Here is an 18,766-nt window from a genome sequence, read left to right as displayed (position 1 = left end):
CCGGCCAGTTTGCCGGCCAATTCGGCAAATATCACGCGTCGAGCGATTGGCGTCAAGCATGGCATGTCGCAGGGGCTTACTACGGGAGCTTGCTTAGGATTAGGAAGTCAAAACAGCGACCCTCGGGAAGGGCGGCTGATCCCCGCCAAGTGGCTTGGGTGCCGGTCGGTGAACTCACCGTCCCCGGCCGCACCCGGGCCGACCCGGCAAACTTGACGGTGAGACATGGCCGGCAACTACACGCCTGATGACGTAACGCTCCTGGCATCGATACGTGCGGACATCCTTTCTAGGTCCGACGGCTACCAAGAGGGAGCGAGGTTTCTCTTGGCGGAGTACGGCCCCGAGCGACTCGGGTGGCACAAACTGACGACGTGGGAACGGTATAAGGACCATCCCGTCCAATTGGAGTCGCACCGCTCTGATGCGGAGTATGCAACTCGCTTTATCGAAGATGTGGTGGCGCGACGAGTCCGATTTGGAGAAGTTCTGGCAGAGGCGTCGGCTCCGCCAACCGCGAAAGACTGGTCTCTTGGCCGTTGCGTATGCGCGGCCATCAACGTTTTGAAAGAGAGCCATGGTGAGGAACATCACGACTGCAAGGCGAAGGCAATCCTGCTGATGGCGGTGATGTTGTGGGACGCAGGTGCCCATATGCGACACCCGATCTTCAATCTGTTTGGGCCGTGGGGGGCCACTGCGACCGGTGACATCGAATCGATCTCACGCTGGGCGGCAGCGTCGATTCTGAGCGATGAAGCCGAATTACGACGGTGGATGGACACGGTGCGAATGGCCTGGGCCGCGCTGCAGGCACCGACGAGCCGCGGCCAATCGGCTCAGAACTTGCCTGATCGGAATGACGAGTCGAAACCGTGGATCGAACTTGAGAACGCGGCGAAGCAGCAGGTCAGAATTCATCAGGAACAAGTCGCAATAGCGTCGTTTCTCGAAGTTGAGCAGCAGAACACGGCCGAGCAACAGCGACTTCGCGATTGGATCCGGCAAGATCATCTCGACTACGACCAACGCGTGGCGTTGATGCAATCCGACCATCGGTGGGCCACGTTGAAAGAGCGTTGGAAGGCCAATCCGAGTTTCGAGCAAAACGCCGACGTGGCCGGCGAGATCCATGCCCTACACCGCGAGTATAGCATTCCGGATGAACCTAGGATCAACTCTAGCGATCGCCTACTTTGGTGGCTGAAACGTCAACGAAACGTGTACTTCGACGCCGCGCCCGAGAAATTCAATGAAGGTGCTCCGTCATATCTGGCCGAGCCGAATCGCAAGGCGCGTGATTTCGCGTTGGAGATCCGAGCTGCACGGAGAGGCGCCCCGCCCCTGCCGGCCCCACTCAATGACGCATTGGCCGAATGGCAGTCGCTTTACGATTGGTGTCTGACGGCCGATTCCTCCTCCACGCCAGACGCCACGCACTCGACGGACTTTGTATTCGTGAGGTGGTTCGGGACGGAATACACCTTCGCCAAGGGTGTGCAATCATCGGCGATCGAGGCATTGTGGAAGGAATGGCAGAAGACCGGCCTCGGCTTGCATCAGGATTCAATCCGGCAGCATGTAGATGATGAACGCGATGACTTCCGTATGGATGTAGCATTCCGAAACCACCCAGCGTTTGGCACAATGATCCAACGATGCGGAGACGGGCGGTATAGGCTGGTTGCGCCGGAGAAGGGGAATCGTGCTGCGGGGGCACAAAGTCCGCTCCCACCGAAGAAAAAATCGCAAATCCGCGGGAATCACGTCTAGCGCACGTCTGGCGCACGCTTGGCGCACATTCAGCTTTGCATTCTGGGGGACATGAGAAATGGCAATCATCAATTGCTTTCGCTGCCGGCATTGGCCGACGCCTTGAAGCTTCCGAAAGAGTGGATCAAGGCCGAGGCCGACGCTGGCAGAATCCCCCACCTGAAAGTCGGCGACAAGTACCGCTTCAATCGGAAGAAGGTCGTCGCATTACTAGCCGATCGGGCGGCACGCGCCGCTAAGGAGGTGGATCATGAGTAATCCCCTTCTGAATCGTATCGGGGACCCGACCACGCCCTGCCTGGCGCTTCGCCCGCGTGAAGCGGCTAAGGCCTTGGGCGTCTGCGAGCGGACGCTGTGGCAGTGGACGCAGGACGGCGACGTGCCCCACGTTCGGCGGGGAAAGAGGATCATGTATCCCACGGCGGCACTGGTCCGTTGGTTGGATGAACAGACGCAGGCGACCAAAGCGGTGGACGGGGCAAAGCCCGAAGGGGGAGCCAATGACGCCGCTTGAACTGCTCTTGTCGAAGTTGCCCGACGCGAAGCGCAACGGTGCGGGCTGGTCAGTCCGCTGCCCGGCACATGACGACGATCAGCCCAGCCTGAGCATCGGCGAAGGCGATGCCGGCGGCGCATTGGTTCATTGCCACGCAGGATGTACCCCAGTCGCCATCACGGCGGCGCTCGGCTTGCAGCTCGCGGATCTGATGCCGCAAAAGATCGAATCGCCCCCGACGCGAAAGCCTGCTAAGCCAATGCACAAGCCCGGGCTGACCTTCGCCACGGCGGCAGAAGCGGTTGCGGAACTTGAGCGCCGGAAGGGCCCCCTTGCGGTGATGTGGAATTACTACAACGCCGACGGGGAGCCGGTGGGAATGGTCGTGCGGTGGAACCTGACAAACGGCGGGAAGGACATTCGGCCGGTGAGCCGGCGACCTGGTGCGATCGGTGGCTGGACCATTAGCGCCATGCCCGAACCTCGCCCGCTGTACCACCTGCCCGACCTGACTGCCCGGCCTGGCGAGCGCGTCTATGTCACCGAGGGGGAGAAAGCAGCCGATTCGGCAGCCGGTCTGGGGCTGCTGGTAGCTACGTCCGCCGGCGGTGCCCAAGCTGCGGGGAAATCGGATTGGACGCCACTGGCCGGTCGCGACGTGGTGATTGTTCCCGACGCGGACAAGGCGGGCGCGAAGTACGCGGCCGAGGTTTCGGCCATTCTGGTGAAGTTGAGTCCGCCGGCCCGCGTGCGTGTGATTGACCTGCGTGACACATGGTCCGATCTGCCCGTTGGTGGCGACATCGCCGACGTTGTGGACCGTGGCGAAGACCCCGACGCGATCAAGACAAAACTGGCGGCGCTGTTGACCGCGGCCGAGCCGGAGGCCCCGGCACCTCGCCCGCCGGCGGTGGAGCGATTCAAGCCGTTCCCCACCGATGCCCTGCCCAAATCTCTGCGTGGGTTCGTAACTGAACTTGCGGCGGCGACGGGTACCGACCCCGCCTGTGCATCGTTGACGGTGCTGGTGGTCCTGGCCGGAGCGATCGGCAATCGCGTGGCCGCGCAAGTGAAACGTGGATGGACGGAAGCCGCAATCCTCTGGGGCGCCATCGTCGCCCGATCCGGCACAGCCAAGAGTGCCGTATTGAAACTGGCGACTCGCCCTTTGGTCGAAATGTACAAGGAGGCACGCCAGCAATTCGCCAACGACATGGTCGCATACGAGGCCGATTCGCAACGCCATGAAGTGGAGCGGAACCGCTGGAAGGACGCTCAGAAGAAAGGGACCGGCCCCAGCGATCCGCCAGTAGAACCGGAGCCGCCGACGGAGCAGCGGCTGATGGTTTCGGACGTGACCTGCGAAAAGCTGGGCGTGCTTCTGCAGGACAACCCGTTGGGGCTGCTGCTGGTCCGTGATGAACTGGCCGCGTGGGTCGGCGCTTTCGACCGTTACGCGGCAGGCGGAAAGGGCAGCGATGCACCCGTCTGGCTGTCATTCTTTGATGCCGCGCCCTCCATGATCGACCGCAAGGGTGCCGCAGGGACGATCTTTGTCGAGCGGGGATCGGTAAGCGTGCTGGGAAGCATCCAGCCCGGCACGTTGCGCCGGGTGTTCGGCGCGGCCGAGCGGGAATCGGGACTGCTGGCGCGCCTGCTGCTGGTGCAGCCCCCTACCCAGCCCGTTGTCTGGACTGATGAGGAACTTTCAGACGCCACGGCAACGGATTGGGCGAACCTGTTGCGGGCGTTGATGAACATCCAGCCGGGCACGGACGATCAGGGCAAGTCGCGTCCTCGACTGATTCCCCTGGCCCCTGACGCCAAAACGGTCTATGTCACGTGGCATGATGCACACGGTCGCGAAGTGGCAGATATTCACGCCGACGATCTGGCCGCACACTTCGGCAAACTGAAGGGGATCTGCATTCGGATCGGGCTGCTGTTCGCGTGCGTCGATGCTGCGACAACCGGCCAGCCCATCGCGGCCATCAGTCGAGATCATATCGAGCGAGCCATTGCGGTTACGGACTGGTTCAAGGGAGAGGCCCGGCGGGTTTACGGCGCGCTGGGTGAAGACGATGAACAGCGCGACCGCCGACGGCTGGTGGAATTGATCCAGCGCAAGGGTGGAACCGTGACGGTTCGTGACCTGCAACAGTCAAGCCGGCTGTACACGACCGCCGACGACGCCAGCGGTGCACTGCAGGCCCTGGTCGAAGCCGGGGAGGGACGGTGGGAACAACAGGGTCCCAGTGCGCGGGGCGGCCGACCGACTCGAATCTTCCACCTGAACACGCCGACCGCGTCTACACAGCGTCCATTAAACCGCACCGCTGCGCCAACGAAACCTCCCTTGGCGGGGCAGGGAACGGGTTCCGTAGACGTTGGCGCTGTAGACACGGGCGAGGCCGACGACGGAGATTGGGGCGAAGTATGAACGCGGTGACCCCCGACACTGTGGAGGGGCTGCTGGCCGAACTGGACGCTCTGTGCATCCAGCTCCATGCGGACGGAGACCGTCTTTGCTTCCGGCCCCACGAAGCTGTTACCGCGGATCTGGCCGCTCGGCTGAAAACCCACAAGGCGAAACTGCTGGTTGAGGTTGCGAAACGCGCGGCGCTGGACCGACGGATGGCCGAGCAACTGGCGCAGCTTGTCCCCTATCTGACGCCAGACGGGCGGACGGTATGGATTCACCCAGGACATCGGGGCTGGCTTGAACGCCACGGGCTGTTGTGAACGGAGAATGCTGGAATTGCATTCCGGTATGATGTATGATGTTCGACATGGGCAACGTGCTGGATGATCTTCGCAAGGCAATGAAGGCGAGCGAGAAAACGCGCTATCGGCTGTGGAAGGAAACCGGCATCGACCAGTCGCACCTGGCGAAGCTGTTGAACGGTGAGGCGGGCTTGAGTTTCGAGAACATGGAACGGCTGGCTGAAGCCCTGGGGCTGGAGATTATCACCCGGCCGGCGAAGCGGACTACCGCCAAGACGAAAGATCGGTGAGCTATGGCAACGATCGGAACAGAACCCAATGGATATCGGCGAGTTCTTTTCGTCGCTGCAGACGGCAGCCGCAAGACCGTGCGGCTGGGCAAGTGCAGTGAACGCGACGCCGAGCAAATCTGCCGGCATATCGAAGCCTTGGCAGCTACTACGATCCACGGGCAGCCCCTGCCCCGGCCGACGGCGATCTGGGTGGGCGATGTTGGGGACAAGTTACATGACCGATTGGCTCGGGCCAGCCTGGTGGAGCCGCGGGTCGCGGTGGAATCGACCAAGCTCGGTGCCTTCACTGATTCCTACCTTCTTCAGCGGGCGGGTGACGTGAAACCGGGGACGATGATCGTGATGCGTCAGGCCCGCCGCTGGCTGGTGAAGTTCCTGGGCGAGGGCAAAGCCGTCGCGTCGGTTACGCCCAGCGATGCCGACGCCTACCGCGCATTCCTGCAATCGGAGTCGCGCGCCAAGGCCACCGTCGCCAAGTGGTGCGGATACGCTCGCCATTTCTTCGAGGTGGCTCGTCGCCGCCGGCTCATTTCAGAGAACCCATTCTCTCACATCAAGGGGACGGTGCGTGGGAATCCCGCCCGACGCAAGTTCATCCCGGCAACGGATGTTCAGAAGGTCATCGACGCGGCGCACGACCCGCAATGGAAGCTGCTGATCGCCCTGGCACGATGGGGTGGTCTCCGCATCCCGTCAGAAGCATTGGCACTGACATGGAACGACGTGGATTTTCACGGGAAACGTTTCGTCGTTCGATCGAGCAAGACGGAACACCATCAGGACGGCGGCGTACGGGTCGTGCCGATGTTCCCCGAGCTGGAGGCCCATTTTCATGCGGTCTTCGCGGCGGCCCCCGAGGGCAGCATCTACGTAATCAGCCGCTACCGGGACGCGGCGATGAACCTGCGAACGCAGTTGGTTCGGTATATCACCGCGGCGGGGCTGACGCCTTGGCCCAAGCCGTGGCAGAACATGCGAGCCACCAGAGCGACCGAACTCGCCGACTTGTACCCGTCGCACGTGTGTGCCGGGTGGCTGGGACACACGGAAGCGGTAGCCGACGAGTTCTACCGGCAGACGACCGACGAGCATTTCAGGAGGGCGACAGAGGCGGCACGGAATCCGGCACAGCAATCACCCGCAGGTGATCGTAGGGTGCCGAGTGTGCCCAGTGGGGTATCAACGCAAACACCGCATTACCAAGGCAATGCGGTGTCATGCGACGTAGTACAAAATGGGGGACTGGGAGCGCTGGGATTCGAACCCAGAACCAAGGGATTATGAGTCCCCTGCTCTAACCGTTGAGCTACGCTCCCGCCCGTTGAGCTGGGCTCACGGGGACGCGTAGTTTTGCAGGACATGGTTGCTGAAGCAACCATGCCGCAAGCGGGTTGTTAGAAGTCGCCGCCGCCACCGCCGTCAAACCCACCGCCGCTGTCGCCGCCGGAATCGAAGCTTCCGCCGGAATCGCCGCCGGAGTCGTAGCCGCCGGAGGAGGAAGAGCCGAAGTCACCACCGCCGCCGCTGTCGAAGCCGGTGTCGTGGGGGATGGAGCTGTCGCCGGGAGGCGTGCTGCCGAAGGCCGCGCCGGAGTCCGTCGGGGGCGGGGGCGTCTGCCCGAAGACCTTGTTGCCGAGCCACCCACCGGCCATGCCGCCGAGGACACCGCCGAGCAGGCCCGTGCCGAAGCCACTGCCGCCACCGCCGTAGCCGGGCTGTCCGTATCCCGGTTGGCCGTAGCCGGGTTGGCCATACCCCTGGTGTCCGCCGTAACCCGGTCCGCCTTGCGGGCCCTGCCGGTAGGCGGCGGCCTGTTGCCGGCCACGGATGATGCCGCGGATGATCATGAACAGCGCGAAGATCGCGATGCCCATGCAGAGCAGCGTGCTGATCGAAAAGCTACGGCCTGAATCGCCGGCCGGCGGATTGGACGCAGCCGGCGGAACACTCGATGGCGCAGGGACGTTCGCCGGGGCTGCTGGCCGACCTGCGGATGACGACCCGCCGGCGACAACGCCCGCCCCGCCGGCCGTCGCACCAGCGGCGGCACCTTGGGGCCGGTGTTCCGACATGCGATTGAGCGCGAAGGTCGCCGTTCGCGTCAGCACGTCGTCATACTTTTTGGCCTTGAGGGACTCGGTAATGCCGCCGCGCATGTCCTGGCGATCTTTGTCGGTAAAGAGCCCTTCGCGCTTCGTGACGTCGCCGATCACCACATCGAACCGGCCGACGTCCATGAAGATGACGAACACGATGCCGTCGATCCCCTCGGCCCGGCCGCGTTCGCCGGCGAAATCGGCGACGAACCGTTCGCGACCCTTCTGCTGCAGTTCGGCAGTTTTCTCTGCCGGCACGCTGGCGTAGGTCTCGACGAGCATGCCGCGACTGAACTTCTTCTTCAGTTCCTGGATGGTTTGCTGGGCTTGTCGCTCGGCCTCGGGAGAAAAGATCTCCGCGTAGTCGCGAACCTGTGCCCCGGCCGCGACGGGAAACAGACCAACGCCTAGAACGAAAAGTGAAACAAACAGTTTCGATAACCCGAAGGGATGTCGCTGCGCCATGGTCTGTCTCCGAAAACGGCAAACAAAGGACTGTCCGCGGGCAGACCCGCTGGGACAACACCGGAAGAGTTTATCCCTGGCAGAGAGGGCGAGGCAGTTGGCGCGGGGACCGATCTTTATAACGACCCGCCGAACGTGAAGGGGTTTTCATGGTTGACGAAGCGATATCGAAGTCCGACCCACAACCCGAAGGGTGTCGGCGCGGCACCATCGTGTGATCCTGCTCGCCATCAGGTCCCGACTATCGTTTCAGTTCCCACTTCACGTCCCCCGCGACGATCGTCGCGACCGCACGCCCGGTGACGTCCCAGCCGTGGAAGGGGCAATTACGGCTCTTGCTGACGAACTGCTCGGCGTCGATCTTCCACTTGAGGTTCGGATCGATCAGCGTCACGTCGGCATCGGCACCGACCTTCAGTGTGCCCTTGTTGGGCAGTCGAACGATGCGCGCGTGGCCGGTGCTCATCATGTCGACCATTTTCAGCCAGCCGATATGGCCGGGCTCGATGAGGGCCTTGATGTAAAGGGGCAGGGCGCATTCGATGCCGATGATGCCGAACGGGGCGCGGGTGAACTCCAGCTCTTTCTCTTCGGCCAGGTGCGGCGCATGGTCGGTGGCGAGGATGTTGATCGTGCCGTCGACCACGCCGCGAATGCACGCCGCGACGTCCTCGGCCGTCCGCAGCGGCGGGTTCATTTTGTAGTTGGTGTCGTACGTGCGGCAGTCCTCGTCCGTCAGCAGCAGGTGGTGCGGCGCGACCTCGGCGGTCACGTAGTGCTGCTTATCGCGCTTGGCCCGGCGGATGAGCTCGACGCTGCCGGCGGTGCTGATGTGCTGCACGTGGTACCGGCAGCCGATGGTGCGATCCAGCAGCAGATCGCGGCCGATCATGAGCTGCTCGGCCTCGGCGGGGATGCCGGGCAGGCCGAGCGTCATCGAGACGAGCCCCGCGTGCATCGCCCCGCCCGACAGCGACGGCTCTTCGCAGTGCTGCATGATCAGGGCATCGAACATCTTGCAGTATTGCAACGCCTTTCGCATGACCGACGCATCGGCAACGCCGACGCCGTCGTCGGAGAACGCGATCGCGCCGCGTTCGTGCATGGTGCCGATCTCGGCGAGTTCCTTGCCCTCACGGCCCTTGGTGATCGCGCCGATGGGGTAGACGTTGGCGAGGTTGGCCTTCTTCGATTCGCGGAAGACGAACTCGATCTGCGCCTCGTTGTCCAGCGCCGGCTTGGTGTTCGGCATGCAGCAGACGGTAGTGAACCCACCTGCCACCGAAGCGGCCGATCCGGAGGCGATCGTCTCCTCTTCTTCGTCGCCGGGCTCGCGGAAGTGGACGTGAATGTCGATCAGCCCCGGCGTGACGTACAGGCCGGTGGCGTCAATGACGCGGTCGGCATTGACAGCGCCAACATCACCGACTGCTTCCACCTTACCGTCGCGCAACAGCAGGTCGCCCTTGCGTTCGAGGTTCTGGGAGGGGTCGAGGATCGTGCCGTTTTGGATGAGGAGAGTGGGCATATCGATTCTGTGCATTTCTAATCGCGCCAAGAGCGCCAAGAAGCCAAGATAGCCAAGCAGAGGCGAAGGAAAGAATTAGGGATCGAAGTCTGACGCGATGATGCGATGGATGCCTTCGCGCATCAGGGCGACATTGAAGTTCAAGAGCAGGCCAAGTGGCTGTCGAATGATCCGCATATACGTCTTCACCTGTCTACGATCCGGCGGCATGATCTCAACAACGGATTTCAGTTCAACGATCAGCTTCCCGTCGACCAGAAAGTCCACTTTGACGTAACCCACGCGAACGCCCTTGTAAAAGATCTCCAGCCGCTTCTGACGCTCAAAGGGGATTCCTCGCTCGGTCATCTCGATCGCCATCGCGTTCTCGTAGGAGCTTTCTGGCAGCCCTGCTCCCAAGCGGCGATGAACTTCAATTGCCGCGCCGTTGACTCGGCGAACCAAAATGTCGAGTTCCTCGGGAGGTTCGTGGAGGTCCGGGCCGGGCAGCAGTTCGTTGTCGTATGGCATTTGGCCACCTCCTATTCCTTGGCTCTCTTGGCTCCTTGGCGCTCTTGGCGCACGAAACACCGCGGCAACACTACAATTGCCGACAAATACTTTCGCAACTCGGCCCTCTCATCTGCCCGAGGTCTGCGTCACCAAGTACAGCACCGCCATCCGCACTGCCAAGCCGTTGGTTACCTGCTTTAAGATGCCGCTCTGGGGGCCGTCGGCGATGTCGCTGCTGATCTCGATACCGCGGTTCATGGGGCCGGGGTGCATCACGAATACGCCGGGCTTGCACTTCTGGAAGCGGTCCCACGTCAGGCCGAAGAAACGCGTGAACTCGCGCACCGTGGGGAACTGACTGCTCTTGATCCGCTCGAACTGCACGCGAAGCATGTTGACGACATCCACCTCGCCAATCACCTCGTCAAGGCTGTGAACCACCCGCGCCCCGAGCTTTTCGAAGCTCTTGGGCAGCAGCGTCGGCGGGCCGACGAGGATCACCTCGGCACCCATCTTCTTGAGCCCCCACAGATCGCTCCGCGCCACTCGGCTGTTGGCGATGTCGCCGACGATCGCCACCTTCAACCCCTCGATCCGCCCGAACCGCTCGCGGATTGTGTAGAGATCGAGCAGGCCCTGCGTCGGGTGCTCGTGTGCGCCGTCGCCGGCGTTCACGATGCTGCAGCCGAGCGTGCGGGCCAGCACCTGCGCGCTGCCGGCGGCCTGATGGCGGCAGACGATGACGTCGACCCCCATCGCCTCGATGTTTCGCGCGGTGTCTACCAGCGTTTCACCCTTACTGACGCTCGACCCTTTCTCAGTAAACGCGATGACATCGGCGCCGAGGCGCTGGGCGGCCAGCTCGAAGCTGGTGCGGGTGCGGGTGGAGTCTTCGAAGAACGCGTTGACCACCACCTTGCCGCGCAGTGCCGGCACTTTCTTCACGGAGCGGGTGCTGACTTCCTTGAAGGAGTGGGCCGTGTCGAGAACGAAACGGATCTCGTCGGCGGACAGCTCTTCGAGCGTCAGGAGGTGTTTGCGAGTCCAGGTGTCGGTTTGGGTCATCGATTGCATTACGGATTCGGATTGCGGGAGTCGGATGACTGGCCGTGCGTCGGCTTCAACCCGAATACCGAAATCCGCATTCCGAAATCTCCTCAGGCTCCACGTCCGCCAAGGCGGACCCTACTCTCTAGCGTTTCTCCACCACGATTTCGTCGCCGCCGTCGATCTCTTTCAGACGGACGTTCACGCGGTAGTCCTTGGGGACGTCTGCCAGCTTGACGCCGACGAAGTCCGGCTGGATCGGCAGTTCGCGACCGCCACGATCGACGAGGACCGCCAGCCGGATGACGCTGGGCCGGCCAAAATCGTTCAGCAGGTTGAGGGCTGCGCGGATGCTGCGGCCGGTGAACAGCACATCGTCCACCAGCAGCAGCGGCACATCGTCCACCTGGATCGCGAGTTGTGTCGGCTTGACCAGGGGTCGCGGGCCGATCTCCGAGAGGTCGTCGCGATAGAGGGTGATGTCGAGCGTCCCGCGGCCGACTTTGCCGTAGCCCTTCAGGCCGAGCAGTTCGACCAGCCGGTGGGCCAGTAGTTCGCCGCGGGTGCGAATGCCGACGACATTGATGGGTCGGTCGGCAGGGAAAGATGCCGCGATCGTGCTGGCAAGTTGTTCGATCAGCCGGCGGACGTCGGCTTCGTCGTAATCGGTATGCATGACGGAGGGGAGATTACGGGAATGGCGACTTGTTTGCATCTTCGCGGCTTCGGAACGTGTAACGGACCGCAACAGTCGTGGCGCACGTGGCGCGTTTCGCACTAGCGCGCCGTGCCCACGCAGGATTCCCATCGCAACCCCGATGCCGGCCAATTCCGTTGAATCAGGCCTGCCGGGGGTCGAATTCCCGCCGAGTTGCAAGTGGCACCCGCGTTGCAAGGGCACCCTTCACTGAGTGCGATCGGTCCGTCCGAAGCACCTTCGTTTCCAACACTCTCCGGGACACCTCCACGATGCCTAAGTTTCGAAATCTGATGTCGCGACGTCTGTTCATCCGGGCCACCGGTGCGGCGCTGACCGCGACGATTTCGCTCGGCCTGATGCACGGCTGTAAGAAGGACGAAACGGCCGCCGGCGGCGGCGGAGCCAAGCCGCTGACGATCGGGTTCATCTACGTCGGTACCAAGGACGACTTTGGTTACAACCAGGCCCACAATGAAGGCGCCGAAGCCGTCAAGAAGCTGCCGGGCGTGAAGGTCGTCGTCCAGGAGAACGTCAAAGAAACCGACGACGTCCAGAAGGTCATGGAAGGCATGATCCAGGAAGACGGCGCGACGCTGATCTTCCCGACGAGTTTCGGCTACTTCGATCCGCACATGATCACGGTCGCCAAGAAGTACCCGAGCCTGCAGTTCCGTCACTGCGGCGGTCTGTTTGATGAGGCCAAGCACCCGGCCAATACCGGCAGCTACTTCGGCTACATCGACGAGTGCCAGTATCTCGCCGGCATCGTCGCCGGGAAGACGACCAAGACCAACAAGCTCGGCTTTATCGCCGCCAAGCCCATTCCGCAGGTACTGCGGAACATCAACGCGTTGACGCTCGGAGCGCGGTCGGTCAACCCCGCCGTCACCACCACGGTCATCTTCACCGGCGGCTGGTTCGACCCGAACAAGGAAGCTGAAGCCACCAACAGCCTGGTCAACCAGGGGATTGACGTCATCACCTGCCACGTCGACAGCCCGAAGGTCATCATCGAGAACGCCGAGAAGCGCGGCATCTACTCCTGTGGCTATCACGCCAATGGCTCTGCCTTGGCGCCCAAGGGCTACCTGACTGGTTCGGAATGGAACTGGGCAAAGGTTTATACCGACTATGTCACCGCGACGAAGGAAAACAAGCCGTTGCCGCACCTCGTGCGTGGCGGTCTGAAGGACGGCTTCGTCAAGCCAAGTGCTTACGGCCCGGCCGTCTCCGCCGAAGCGAAAACCCTCGCCGATGCGGCAAAGGCCAAGGCGATGGAAGGCAAGCTGGTCATCTTCAAGGGGCCGCTGAAGGACAACAAGGGCGCGATCGTGATCGAAGCCGGCAAAGAGATCGCCCAGACCGATCCGATCCTCGAAAAGATGGGGTACCTGGTTGAAGGCGTGAACGGTGCTGTGAACTGACGCGGCGACACAAGTGCGACGGTTGAGGTTCCCCTCCTTCGTTCGGAGGAGGGGAACCGCGGTCGCAGCTTGCGAAGCAAGAATAATCCTCGCGGCGATGTCTACGTCCGAGTCCTGCACAGAAACGTCCAATATGTCCCAGGTCGACGTCAACGGGCTGCCGGCCCTTCAACCGCTGAACGACGGCGGCGATCCCGGCCGGACGATCGGGCAGCGATTGCTGAATGTGCTGCCGTGGGCGGCGTTGGAATCGATCGCGATCACGTTGCTGGGCATCCTGGTCTCGATGGTGCTGTTCGGCGTCTTCGTGCTGCTGGCGGGGCACAGTCCGTTTGAAGTTTACGAGTTGATGTACAAAGGGGCTTTCGGCACATCGTTCGCCTGGGGTAATACGCTGACCCGTGCCGCCCCGCTGCTTCTGACCGGGTTATGCACGGCCCTGCCTGCCCGACTGGGCATGGTCATCATCGGTGGCGAAGGGGCGCTGGTGATGGGCGGCTTGTCGGCGGCGGCCGTCGCGACAGCCGTCAGTGGCGCTTCGCCTGCGGTTACGATTTCGTGCATGTTTCTCGCCGGTTCGCTGGTCGGCGGGCTTTGGATTGCCGCCGCCGGCGCGCTCAAGCAGTTTCGCGGCGTCAACGAAACCATCTGCAGCCTGCTGCTGATCTATATCGCTGTCGCGATCCTCAACCACATGGTCGACAAGGGGCCGATGTGGGATCCTTCGAGCCTCAACAATCCCTCCAGCCATTTCATCGGCGACGCCAATCGCATCGGCAAGCTGCCCGGGATTGATGTCCATTGGGGTCTGGTCATCGGCATCGTCGCTTGCCTGATCTGCTGGGTGCTGATGGATCGGACGACGCTGGGCTTCGCGGCGAGCATTGTCGGCGGAAACGCGCGGGCGGCGAAGATGGCCGGGCTGTCGATCGCCAGCATCACGCTGATTGTCAGCTTTCTCGCCGGGGCCGCCGCCGGCATCGCCGGTGTGACGGAAGTCGCAGCCGTTCACGGGCGCGCCAATGCCAATCTCGCCGTCGGCTACGGATACACCGGGATCCTGGTGGCCTTTCTCGCGCGTCACAATCCCCTGGCGATCATTCCCGTGGCGGTGCTGATCGGCGGCATTTCGGCCGGCGGAGGACGCCTGCAAAAGTCGCTGATGATGCCCGATGCCACTGCGTTGGTATTCCAGGGCATTCTGTTCCTGGTTGTCCTGGTATTTGAAACACTCTACGGCCGGCTGAAGTTCCTGCAGCGAAGGGAGGCGAAGTCGTGACCGAAGATTCACTTGGCCTCTGGAGCGTCCCGCTGGCAATGGTGGCCGGCGCTATTCGCGTCAGCACGCCGTTCATCTTCGTCAGCCTTGGGGAGACGCTGACCGAGCGGAGCGGCCGCATCAACCTCGGCCTCGAAGGCACCCTGGTTATGGGTGCGATGGCGGGCTACGCCATCTCATACCAGACGAGCGTCGCACTGGGCGCACCCGGCGGACTTGCGATGGCCGTATCCCCCTGGATTGGCGTGATCGCCGCCGGGCTGGCCGGTGCGGTGTTCGGCATTCTGCACGCCTGGCTCTGCAGCAAACCCCGCGTGAACGATGTCGCCGTCGGCATCGCGTTAATGTTGTTCGGCGCGGGGTTGGCGTTCTATCTCGGCAAGCCATACATCAAGCCCACCGCGCCGCGACTGCAGGCGATTCCCTTCGGATTCTGGAGCGACAACACGAAGGTGCAGAACGCACTGGAGGTGAACGCGCTGTTCCTGGTCGGCTGCGTACTGGCGCCGTTCATCCTGTGGGGACTTCGCAATACCCGCTATGGCATGATCTTGCGCACCGTCGGCGAAAGTGCCGACGCCGCCCGCGCCATGGGATACTCCGTCAACGGCGTTCGCATGATCGCGACCGCGGCGGGCGGCTTCCTGGCGGGCATCGGCGGGTCGTTTCTTTCTCTCTACTACCCCGGAAGCTGGAACGAAGGACTCTCAAGTGGTCAGGGTTTGATGGCCGTCGCGCTGGTGATCTTCGCCCGCTGGAACCCAATGAAGTGCCTCTACGCGTCGCTGCTGTTTGGCGCGGCCGGGGCGATCGCGCCGGCGCTGCAATCGGTCGGCGTTCACAGCGGCAGATATCTGTTCACCGCCGCGCCGTACGTGTTCACGCTCGTCATCATGATCTTCACCAGTTCGTCGTCCCGCACGATGGCCGGCATACCGGCCGAACTGACCGCGGCACGGTGACCGACCGACGCCTTAACCCATGACCGATACGCCCGAACCAGTTTCCGCTCCAACATCCGACCACCCGATGACTCTGGCGCCCGGGCTGGAAGTCGTTCAGATGAGCAAGCGGTTCGGCAACCTGCTGGCATTGCAGGATGTGTCGATGAAGGTCGCCCCGGGCTCTGTCCATGCCCTGCTCGGCGGCAACGGCGCGGGAAAGAGCACGCTCGTCAAATGCATCATGGGGTACTACCGGCCCGATCACGGGCAGGTCATCCTCGGTCCGAAGGAAGTGGCGATTCAGAATCCGCGCGATGCCCTGGCGCTGGGCATCGGCATGGTCTACCAGCATTTCACGCTGGTGCAGAACATGACCGTGGCCGAGAACATGGTTCTGTCGCGGGCGACCATTCCGCGCATTATCGACTGGGACAAGGAATACACCGACCTCCGCGCCTTCATGAAGACGACGCCGTTCTTCATCGACATCACGCGGCAGGTGTCATCGCTGTCGGCCGGCGAGAAGCAGAAGCTTGAAATCTGCAAACAGCTCTACCTGAAGAACCGTCTGTTGTTCCTCGACGAGCCGACCAGTGTGCTCACACCGCAGGAAGCCGACGAAGTGCTGAGCATGCTCCGCGGGCTGGTGAATGCCGGCGAGCTGACGGTGCTGATGATCACGCACAAGTTCCGCGAAGTGATGAAGTTCTGCGACGACGTCACGGTGCTGCGTACGGGCAAGCTGGCCGGCAAGGGTTCGGTCAAGGATCTGACGCCTGCCGATATGTCGTCCATGATGATCGGCTCCGAGACGACCCGAACTGCCGACCGGCTGTCGCGCCAGACGGGTGATGCACTGCTAGAGATTCGCGACGTCGAGGCATTGGACGATCTGGGCCTGACCTGCCTGCACAAGCTAAACATGAAGGTTCGCGCGGGGGAAATCGTCGGCGTGGCCGGCGTGTCGGGCAACGGGCAGGCGAAGCTGGTCGAGGTGCTTGCCGGACAGCGCAAGGCTTCAGCCGGGGAGGTGCTGCTGCACGGCGAAGCATTCAACGGCGCCCGGTCGGAAATCCGCAAGCACAACCTCAAGCTGCTGCCCGAAGAGCCCCTCCGCAACGCCTGCGTCGGCCCGATGAGCGTGGCGGGCAATATTGCGATGCGGTCGTTCGATGTGCCGCCGAGCCGCGTGGCCGGTTTCTTTCTGAACCGCCGGGCGATTCGAAAGCAGGCGGTGGACCTGATTCAGAAGTATCGCGTCAAGACCCCCGGCCCGGACGAGCCGATCCGCAACCTCTCCGGCGGAAACGTGCAGCGGGCGGTACTCGCCCGCGAACTGTCGGGCCAGGTGGATGTGCTGATCACGGCCAATCCGTGCTTCGGTCTGGATTTCGCCGCCGCATCGGAGATCCGCGCCCAGATCATGGAAGCACGCAACCGGGGTGTTGCGGTGCTGCTGATCAGCGAAGACCTGGACGAAGTGTTCGAGCTGTCCGACCGGATCGTCGTGATGTTCCACGGCAGCTTCGTGTATGAGACCCCTTCCAACCAAGCCGACATAGGCATCATTGGCCGCCACATGGCCGGCCACGGCGAAGACGCCGTTCCCGCCCACTAATCGTCTAACGCTCACGTCGCGCCATGGACCAGTCTGCGTACCATCGACAGGCGGAAAGTCTCAAGCGCTCGGATCGTAATAGTGATTTTGTCCGCCCGGCCGCGAAGCGTTAAAGTCGAGCTCATGGAAATCTACCGCCCGCACGCCCGGATGGATCGGCTCGAGTCACGCCAGTTGTTCGCCGCTTCGCTGTTTGCCAACGTCAACATCGCGCCGGTGGGCGGCAATCAATCGGAGCCCGCGATCGCGGTCGACCCCACGCAGCCGAATAGACTGTTCGCCGCCTCGAACGACGAGACGAACGATGTCGGACTCGTCGCGTCGGTCAGTGCCGATGGAGGCGCGACATGGTCGCACCGAACCTTCCTCGACGGCAGCGATTCGCTTCCGGCGGCGTGTTGCGACTCCACCGCCGTTTTCGATGCCTTCGGCAATCTCTTTTTCGCGTACGCCGAGGGAGAAGAGGAAGGCGTCACCGTCTTGATCAGTGTCGATGGCGGCGCGAACTTCGAGTTGCTCAAGCGATTTGAGGGGTCGCTCGACCAACCGACCATCACCGCCGGGGCCGGCGCGGTCTGGATCACTTTCGCCAACGGCAACAAGCTGGAGGTGGCCGGGGCGGCGGTGACGGCACTGAATACCGTGGGCGAGTGGACGGCCCAGACCAAGGTTGCCGGGGCCAATGGCGGCACCTTCGGTGACATCGCAATCGGGGCGGACGGGCAGGTTGTGGTTACCTATCAGAAGCGCGGCAATGGTGGCCGCGGAACGATCGGGGTGAATGTGGACCCCGACGGCCTCGGCCCCACGCCGATGGGCCGCCGGGTGGTCGCCGCCACCACGGCGGTCGGTCTCTTCGAACTGATCCCGGCGCAGCCCATCCGCGGTGTTGACGCCGAAGCGGCTCTCGCGGTTGACACCTCTGCCGGTGCGACGCGCGGGCGGATCTACCTCGCGTACACCGACGAGTCGATACGGCCCCTCTTCAATACCGACGTTTATCTCCGCTACAGCGACGACCAAGGACTGACCTGGAGCGCGCCAGCCCGCGTGAACGACGACGAAGGCGTGAACAGCCAGTTCTTCCCACGAATGGTGCTCGATCCGGCCGACGGCCAGCTCTGCCTCACCTGGTACGATGCGCGGGAGGATCTGGGTTCCACCACCGATCCGCTGGACGTGGGAAATCTGGAGGTCGCCTTGTTCGGTGCCCGCGGCGTTTCAACGGCCGACGGCGTGACCCTCTCAGCGAATGTGCAGATCAGCGAGGGCGTGTCGGATGTGAACAACTCTGATTCGGACATCGACCTGGGCGACTACCTCGGGCTGACGATCGCCGACGGCATCGCACACCCTGCCTGGGCCGACAACTCCAACAGCACCGGCGACAATCCCAACGGTTCCAATGATCGCCTGGACGTCTACACCGCCTCGGTCCCGCTCGCGAGCCTGCCGGCGGCGACACGGGTCTTTGCCGGTGGACTTGCCTCCAGTGCGGCGCCGTCTACGCCGGTCGCGAAGGTCTTGACCAAAGGCGGCCCGCTGGTGGTTCGCAACGCGGAACCGCTTCGGTTTACGCTTCAGGTGTCTGACGTGGATGGCGTCAACCCGACGTCGCTCGCGACGGCGATCCGCGTTACCGGGCCTGGCGGCTTTGATACGGTCGCGACGCTGATCAAGCAGTCCAAGCTGAACCGTCGCGGCATCACGACGGCGGTGTTCGAAATCGCAGGTCCGGCCGGCCTCTGGGTGGCCGAGTCCAACGGCACCTACGCCGTCAATCTCCAGGCGAACGGCGTTCTCGATCTGCCCGGCAACGCAGCGCCGGCAGGAACCATCGGCAGCCTGGTGGTGGATGTGTTCTGACCGGGCGACACGCTGGCGGCC

Annotated in this window: 16 protein-coding genes and 1 tRNA gene; 11 read left to right on the top strand and 6 right to left on the bottom strand. The window is 62.9% G+C overall.

Features of this window, described 5'->3' with window-relative positions; translation table 11 throughout:
* Nucleotides 1–225: 225 nt before the first annotated feature.
* The 6 genes from IPV69_RS24745 to IPV69_RS24720 are packed head-to-tail and all read left to right on the top strand — an operon-like array spanning nucleotide 226 to nucleotide 5,283.
* Nucleotides 226–1,773: a hypothetical protein gene (locus IPV69_RS24745; protein ID WP_206292404.1), complete on the top strand. Its 1,548-nt coding sequence runs from the start codon at nucleotides 226–228 to the stop codon at nucleotides 1,771–1,773.
* Nucleotides 1,774–1,824: 51 nt separating this feature from the next.
* Complete coding sequence (locus IPV69_RS24740; RefSeq protein WP_206292403.1) at nucleotides 1,825–2,031, top strand: helix-turn-helix domain-containing protein; 207 nt, start codon at nucleotides 1,825–1,827, stop codon at nucleotides 2,029–2,031.
* Nucleotides 2,024–2,287, top strand: a complete 264-nt coding sequence (locus IPV69_RS24735) for a helix-turn-helix domain-containing protein (RefSeq protein WP_206292402.1) — start codon at nucleotides 2,024–2,026, stop codon at nucleotides 2,285–2,287. The genes IPV69_RS24740 and IPV69_RS24735 overlap by 8 nt, the downstream gene beginning before the upstream one ends.
* Nucleotides 2,274–4,709, top strand: coding sequence for a DUF3987 domain-containing protein (locus tag IPV69_RS24730; protein WP_206292401.1), 2,436 nt, complete (start codon nucleotides 2,274–2,276; stop codon nucleotides 4,707–4,709). Before IPV69_RS24735 ends, IPV69_RS24730 begins: the two co-directional genes overlap by 14 nt.
* Complete coding sequence (locus IPV69_RS24725; protein WP_206292400.1) at nucleotides 4,706–5,011, top strand: TubC N-terminal docking domain-related protein; 306 nt, start codon at nucleotides 4,706–4,708, stop codon at nucleotides 5,009–5,011. The genes IPV69_RS24730 and IPV69_RS24725 overlap by 4 nt, the downstream gene beginning before the upstream one ends.
* Before the next feature lie 35 nt (nucleotides 5,012–5,046).
* Nucleotides 5,047–5,283, top strand: a complete 237-nt coding sequence (locus tag IPV69_RS24720; RefSeq protein WP_206292399.1) for a helix-turn-helix domain-containing protein — start codon at nucleotides 5,047–5,049, stop codon at nucleotides 5,281–5,283.
* Between the two features lie 1,246 nt (nucleotides 5,284–6,529).
* Here IPV69_RS24720 and IPV69_RS24710 read toward each other — a convergent pair.
* The 6 genes from IPV69_RS24710 to pyrR all read right to left on the bottom strand — a co-directional run bounded on the left by IPV69_RS24710 (nucleotide 6,530) and on the right by pyrR (nucleotide 11,590).
* Nucleotides 6,530–6,602: transfer RNA gene (locus IPV69_RS24710), tRNA-Ile, on the bottom strand.
* 78 nt (nucleotides 6,603–6,680) lie between these two features.
* Entirely contained in the window at nucleotides 6,681–7,847 is a 1,167-nt protein-coding gene (locus IPV69_RS24705; RefSeq protein WP_206292398.1) for a TPM domain-containing protein, read from the bottom strand.
* Between the two features lie 241 nt (nucleotides 7,848–8,088).
* A complete protein-coding gene (locus tag IPV69_RS24700; protein WP_206292397.1) occupies nucleotides 8,089–9,375 on the bottom strand; it encodes a dihydroorotase in 1,287 nt (428 codons plus the stop codon).
* A 75-nt stretch (nucleotides 9,376–9,450) separates the two neighbouring features.
* Complete coding sequence (locus IPV69_RS24695) at nucleotides 9,451–9,885, bottom strand: GxxExxY protein (protein WP_206292396.1); 435 nt, start codon at nucleotides 9,883–9,885, stop codon at nucleotides 9,451–9,453.
* 108 nt (nucleotides 9,886–9,993) lie between these two features.
* Nucleotides 9,994–10,932: an aspartate carbamoyltransferase catalytic subunit gene (locus tag IPV69_RS24690; protein ID WP_241179948.1), complete on the bottom strand. Its 939-nt coding sequence runs from the start codon at nucleotides 10,930–10,932 to the stop codon at nucleotides 9,994–9,996.
* Between the two features lie 127 nt (nucleotides 10,933–11,059).
* Entirely contained in the window at nucleotides 11,060–11,590 is a 531-nt protein-coding gene (pyrR, locus tag IPV69_RS24685) for a bifunctional pyr operon transcriptional regulator/uracil phosphoribosyltransferase PyrR (protein WP_206292394.1), read from the bottom strand.
* A gap of 293 nt (nucleotides 11,591–11,883) precedes the next feature.
* Between pyrR and IPV69_RS24680 the strand changes: the two genes are divergently transcribed.
* From IPV69_RS24680 to IPV69_RS24660, 5 genes are all read left to right on the top strand, one after another.
* Nucleotides 11,884–13,038 (top strand): BMP family ABC transporter substrate-binding protein, encoded by a 1,155-nt coding sequence (locus tag IPV69_RS24680; protein WP_206292393.1) that lies wholly within the window; start codon nucleotides 11,884–11,886, stop codon nucleotides 13,036–13,038.
* A gap of 133 nt (nucleotides 13,039–13,171) precedes the next feature.
* Nucleotides 13,172–14,317, top strand: a complete 1,146-nt coding sequence (locus IPV69_RS24675; protein ID WP_206292392.1) for an ABC transporter permease — start codon at nucleotides 13,172–13,174, stop codon at nucleotides 14,315–14,317.
* On the top strand, nucleotides 14,314–15,279 hold the full coding sequence (locus IPV69_RS24670; RefSeq protein ID WP_206292391.1) for an ABC transporter permease: 966 nt from the start codon (nucleotides 14,314–14,316) through the stop codon (nucleotides 15,277–15,279). The genes IPV69_RS24675 and IPV69_RS24670 overlap by 4 nt, the downstream gene beginning before the upstream one ends.
* A 67-nt stretch (nucleotides 15,280–15,346) precedes the next feature.
* A complete protein-coding gene (locus IPV69_RS24665; protein ID WP_206292390.1) occupies nucleotides 15,347–16,879 on the top strand; it encodes an ABC transporter ATP-binding protein in 1,533 nt (510 codons plus the stop codon).
* Nucleotides 16,880–17,002: 123 nt separating this feature from the next.
* Nucleotides 17,003–18,745, top strand: a complete 1,743-nt coding sequence (locus IPV69_RS24660; protein WP_206292389.1) for a sialidase family protein — start codon at nucleotides 17,003–17,005, stop codon at nucleotides 18,743–18,745.
* Nucleotides 18,746–18,766 lie beyond the last annotated feature (21 nt).

It is taken from the genome of Humisphaera borealis (assembly GCF_015169395.1).
In the GTDB taxonomy this organism is placed as follows: domain Bacteria; phylum Planctomycetota; class Phycisphaerae; order Tepidisphaerales; family Tepidisphaeraceae; genus Humisphaera; species Humisphaera borealis.
Note: the sequence above shows the minus strand (reverse complement) of the source record. Positions and strands in the feature narration are given on the sequence as shown.

What these genes read in the sequence shown, in the direction of transcription:
- IPV69_RS24730 (WP_206292401.1), top strand. Translation starts at nt 2,274, where the DNA reads ATGACGCCGCTTGAACTGCTCTTGTCGAAGTTGCCCGACGCGAAGCGC.
- IPV69_RS24725 (WP_206292400.1), top strand. Translation starts at nt 4,706, where the DNA reads ATGAACGCGGTGACCCCCGACACTGTGGAGGGGCTGCTGGCCGAACTG.
- IPV69_RS24680 (WP_206292393.1), top strand. Translation starts at nt 11,884, where the DNA reads ATGCCTAAGTTTCGAAATCTGATGTCGCGACGTCTGTTCATCCGGGCC.
- IPV69_RS24660 (WP_206292389.1), top strand. Translation starts at nt 17,003, where the DNA reads ATGGAAATCTACCGCCCGCACGCCCGGATGGATCGGCTCGAGTCACGC.
- pyrR (WP_206292394.1), bottom strand. Translation starts at nt 11,590, where the DNA reads ATGCATACCGATTACGACGAAGCCGACGTCCGCCGGCTGATCGAACAA.
- IPV69_RS24705 (WP_206292398.1), bottom strand. Translation starts at nt 7,847, where the DNA reads ATGGCGCAGCGACATCCCTTCGGGTTATCGAAACTGTTTGTTTCACTT.
- IPV69_RS24720 (WP_206292399.1), top strand. Translation starts at nt 5,047, where the DNA reads ATGATGTTCGACATGGGCAACGTGCTGGATGATCTTCGCAAGGCAATG.
- IPV69_RS24740 (WP_206292403.1), top strand. Translation starts at nt 1,825, where the DNA reads ATGAGAAATGGCAATCATCAATTGCTTTCGCTGCCGGCATTGGCCGAC.
- IPV69_RS24695 (WP_206292396.1), bottom strand. Translation starts at nt 9,885, where the DNA reads ATGCCATACGACAACGAACTGCTGCCCGGCCCGGACCTCCACGAACCT.
- IPV69_RS24735 (WP_206292402.1), top strand. Translation starts at nt 2,024, where the DNA reads ATGAGTAATCCCCTTCTGAATCGTATCGGGGACCCGACCACGCCCTGC.
- IPV69_RS24700 (WP_206292397.1), bottom strand. Translation starts at nt 9,375, where the DNA reads ATGCCCACTCTCCTCATCCAAAACGGCACGATCCTCGACCCCTCCCAG.
- IPV69_RS24675 (WP_206292392.1), top strand. Translation starts at nt 13,172, where the DNA reads ATGTCCCAGGTCGACGTCAACGGGCTGCCGGCCCTTCAACCGCTGAAC.
- IPV69_RS24690 (WP_241179948.1), bottom strand. Translation starts at nt 10,932, where the DNA reads ATGACCCAAACCGACACCTGGACTCGCAAACACCTCCTGACGCTCGAA.
- IPV69_RS24665 (WP_206292390.1), top strand. Translation starts at nt 15,347, where the DNA reads ATGACTCTGGCGCCCGGGCTGGAAGTCGTTCAGATGAGCAAGCGGTTC.
- IPV69_RS24745 (WP_206292404.1), top strand. Translation starts at nt 226, where the DNA reads ATGGCCGGCAACTACACGCCTGATGACGTAACGCTCCTGGCATCGATA.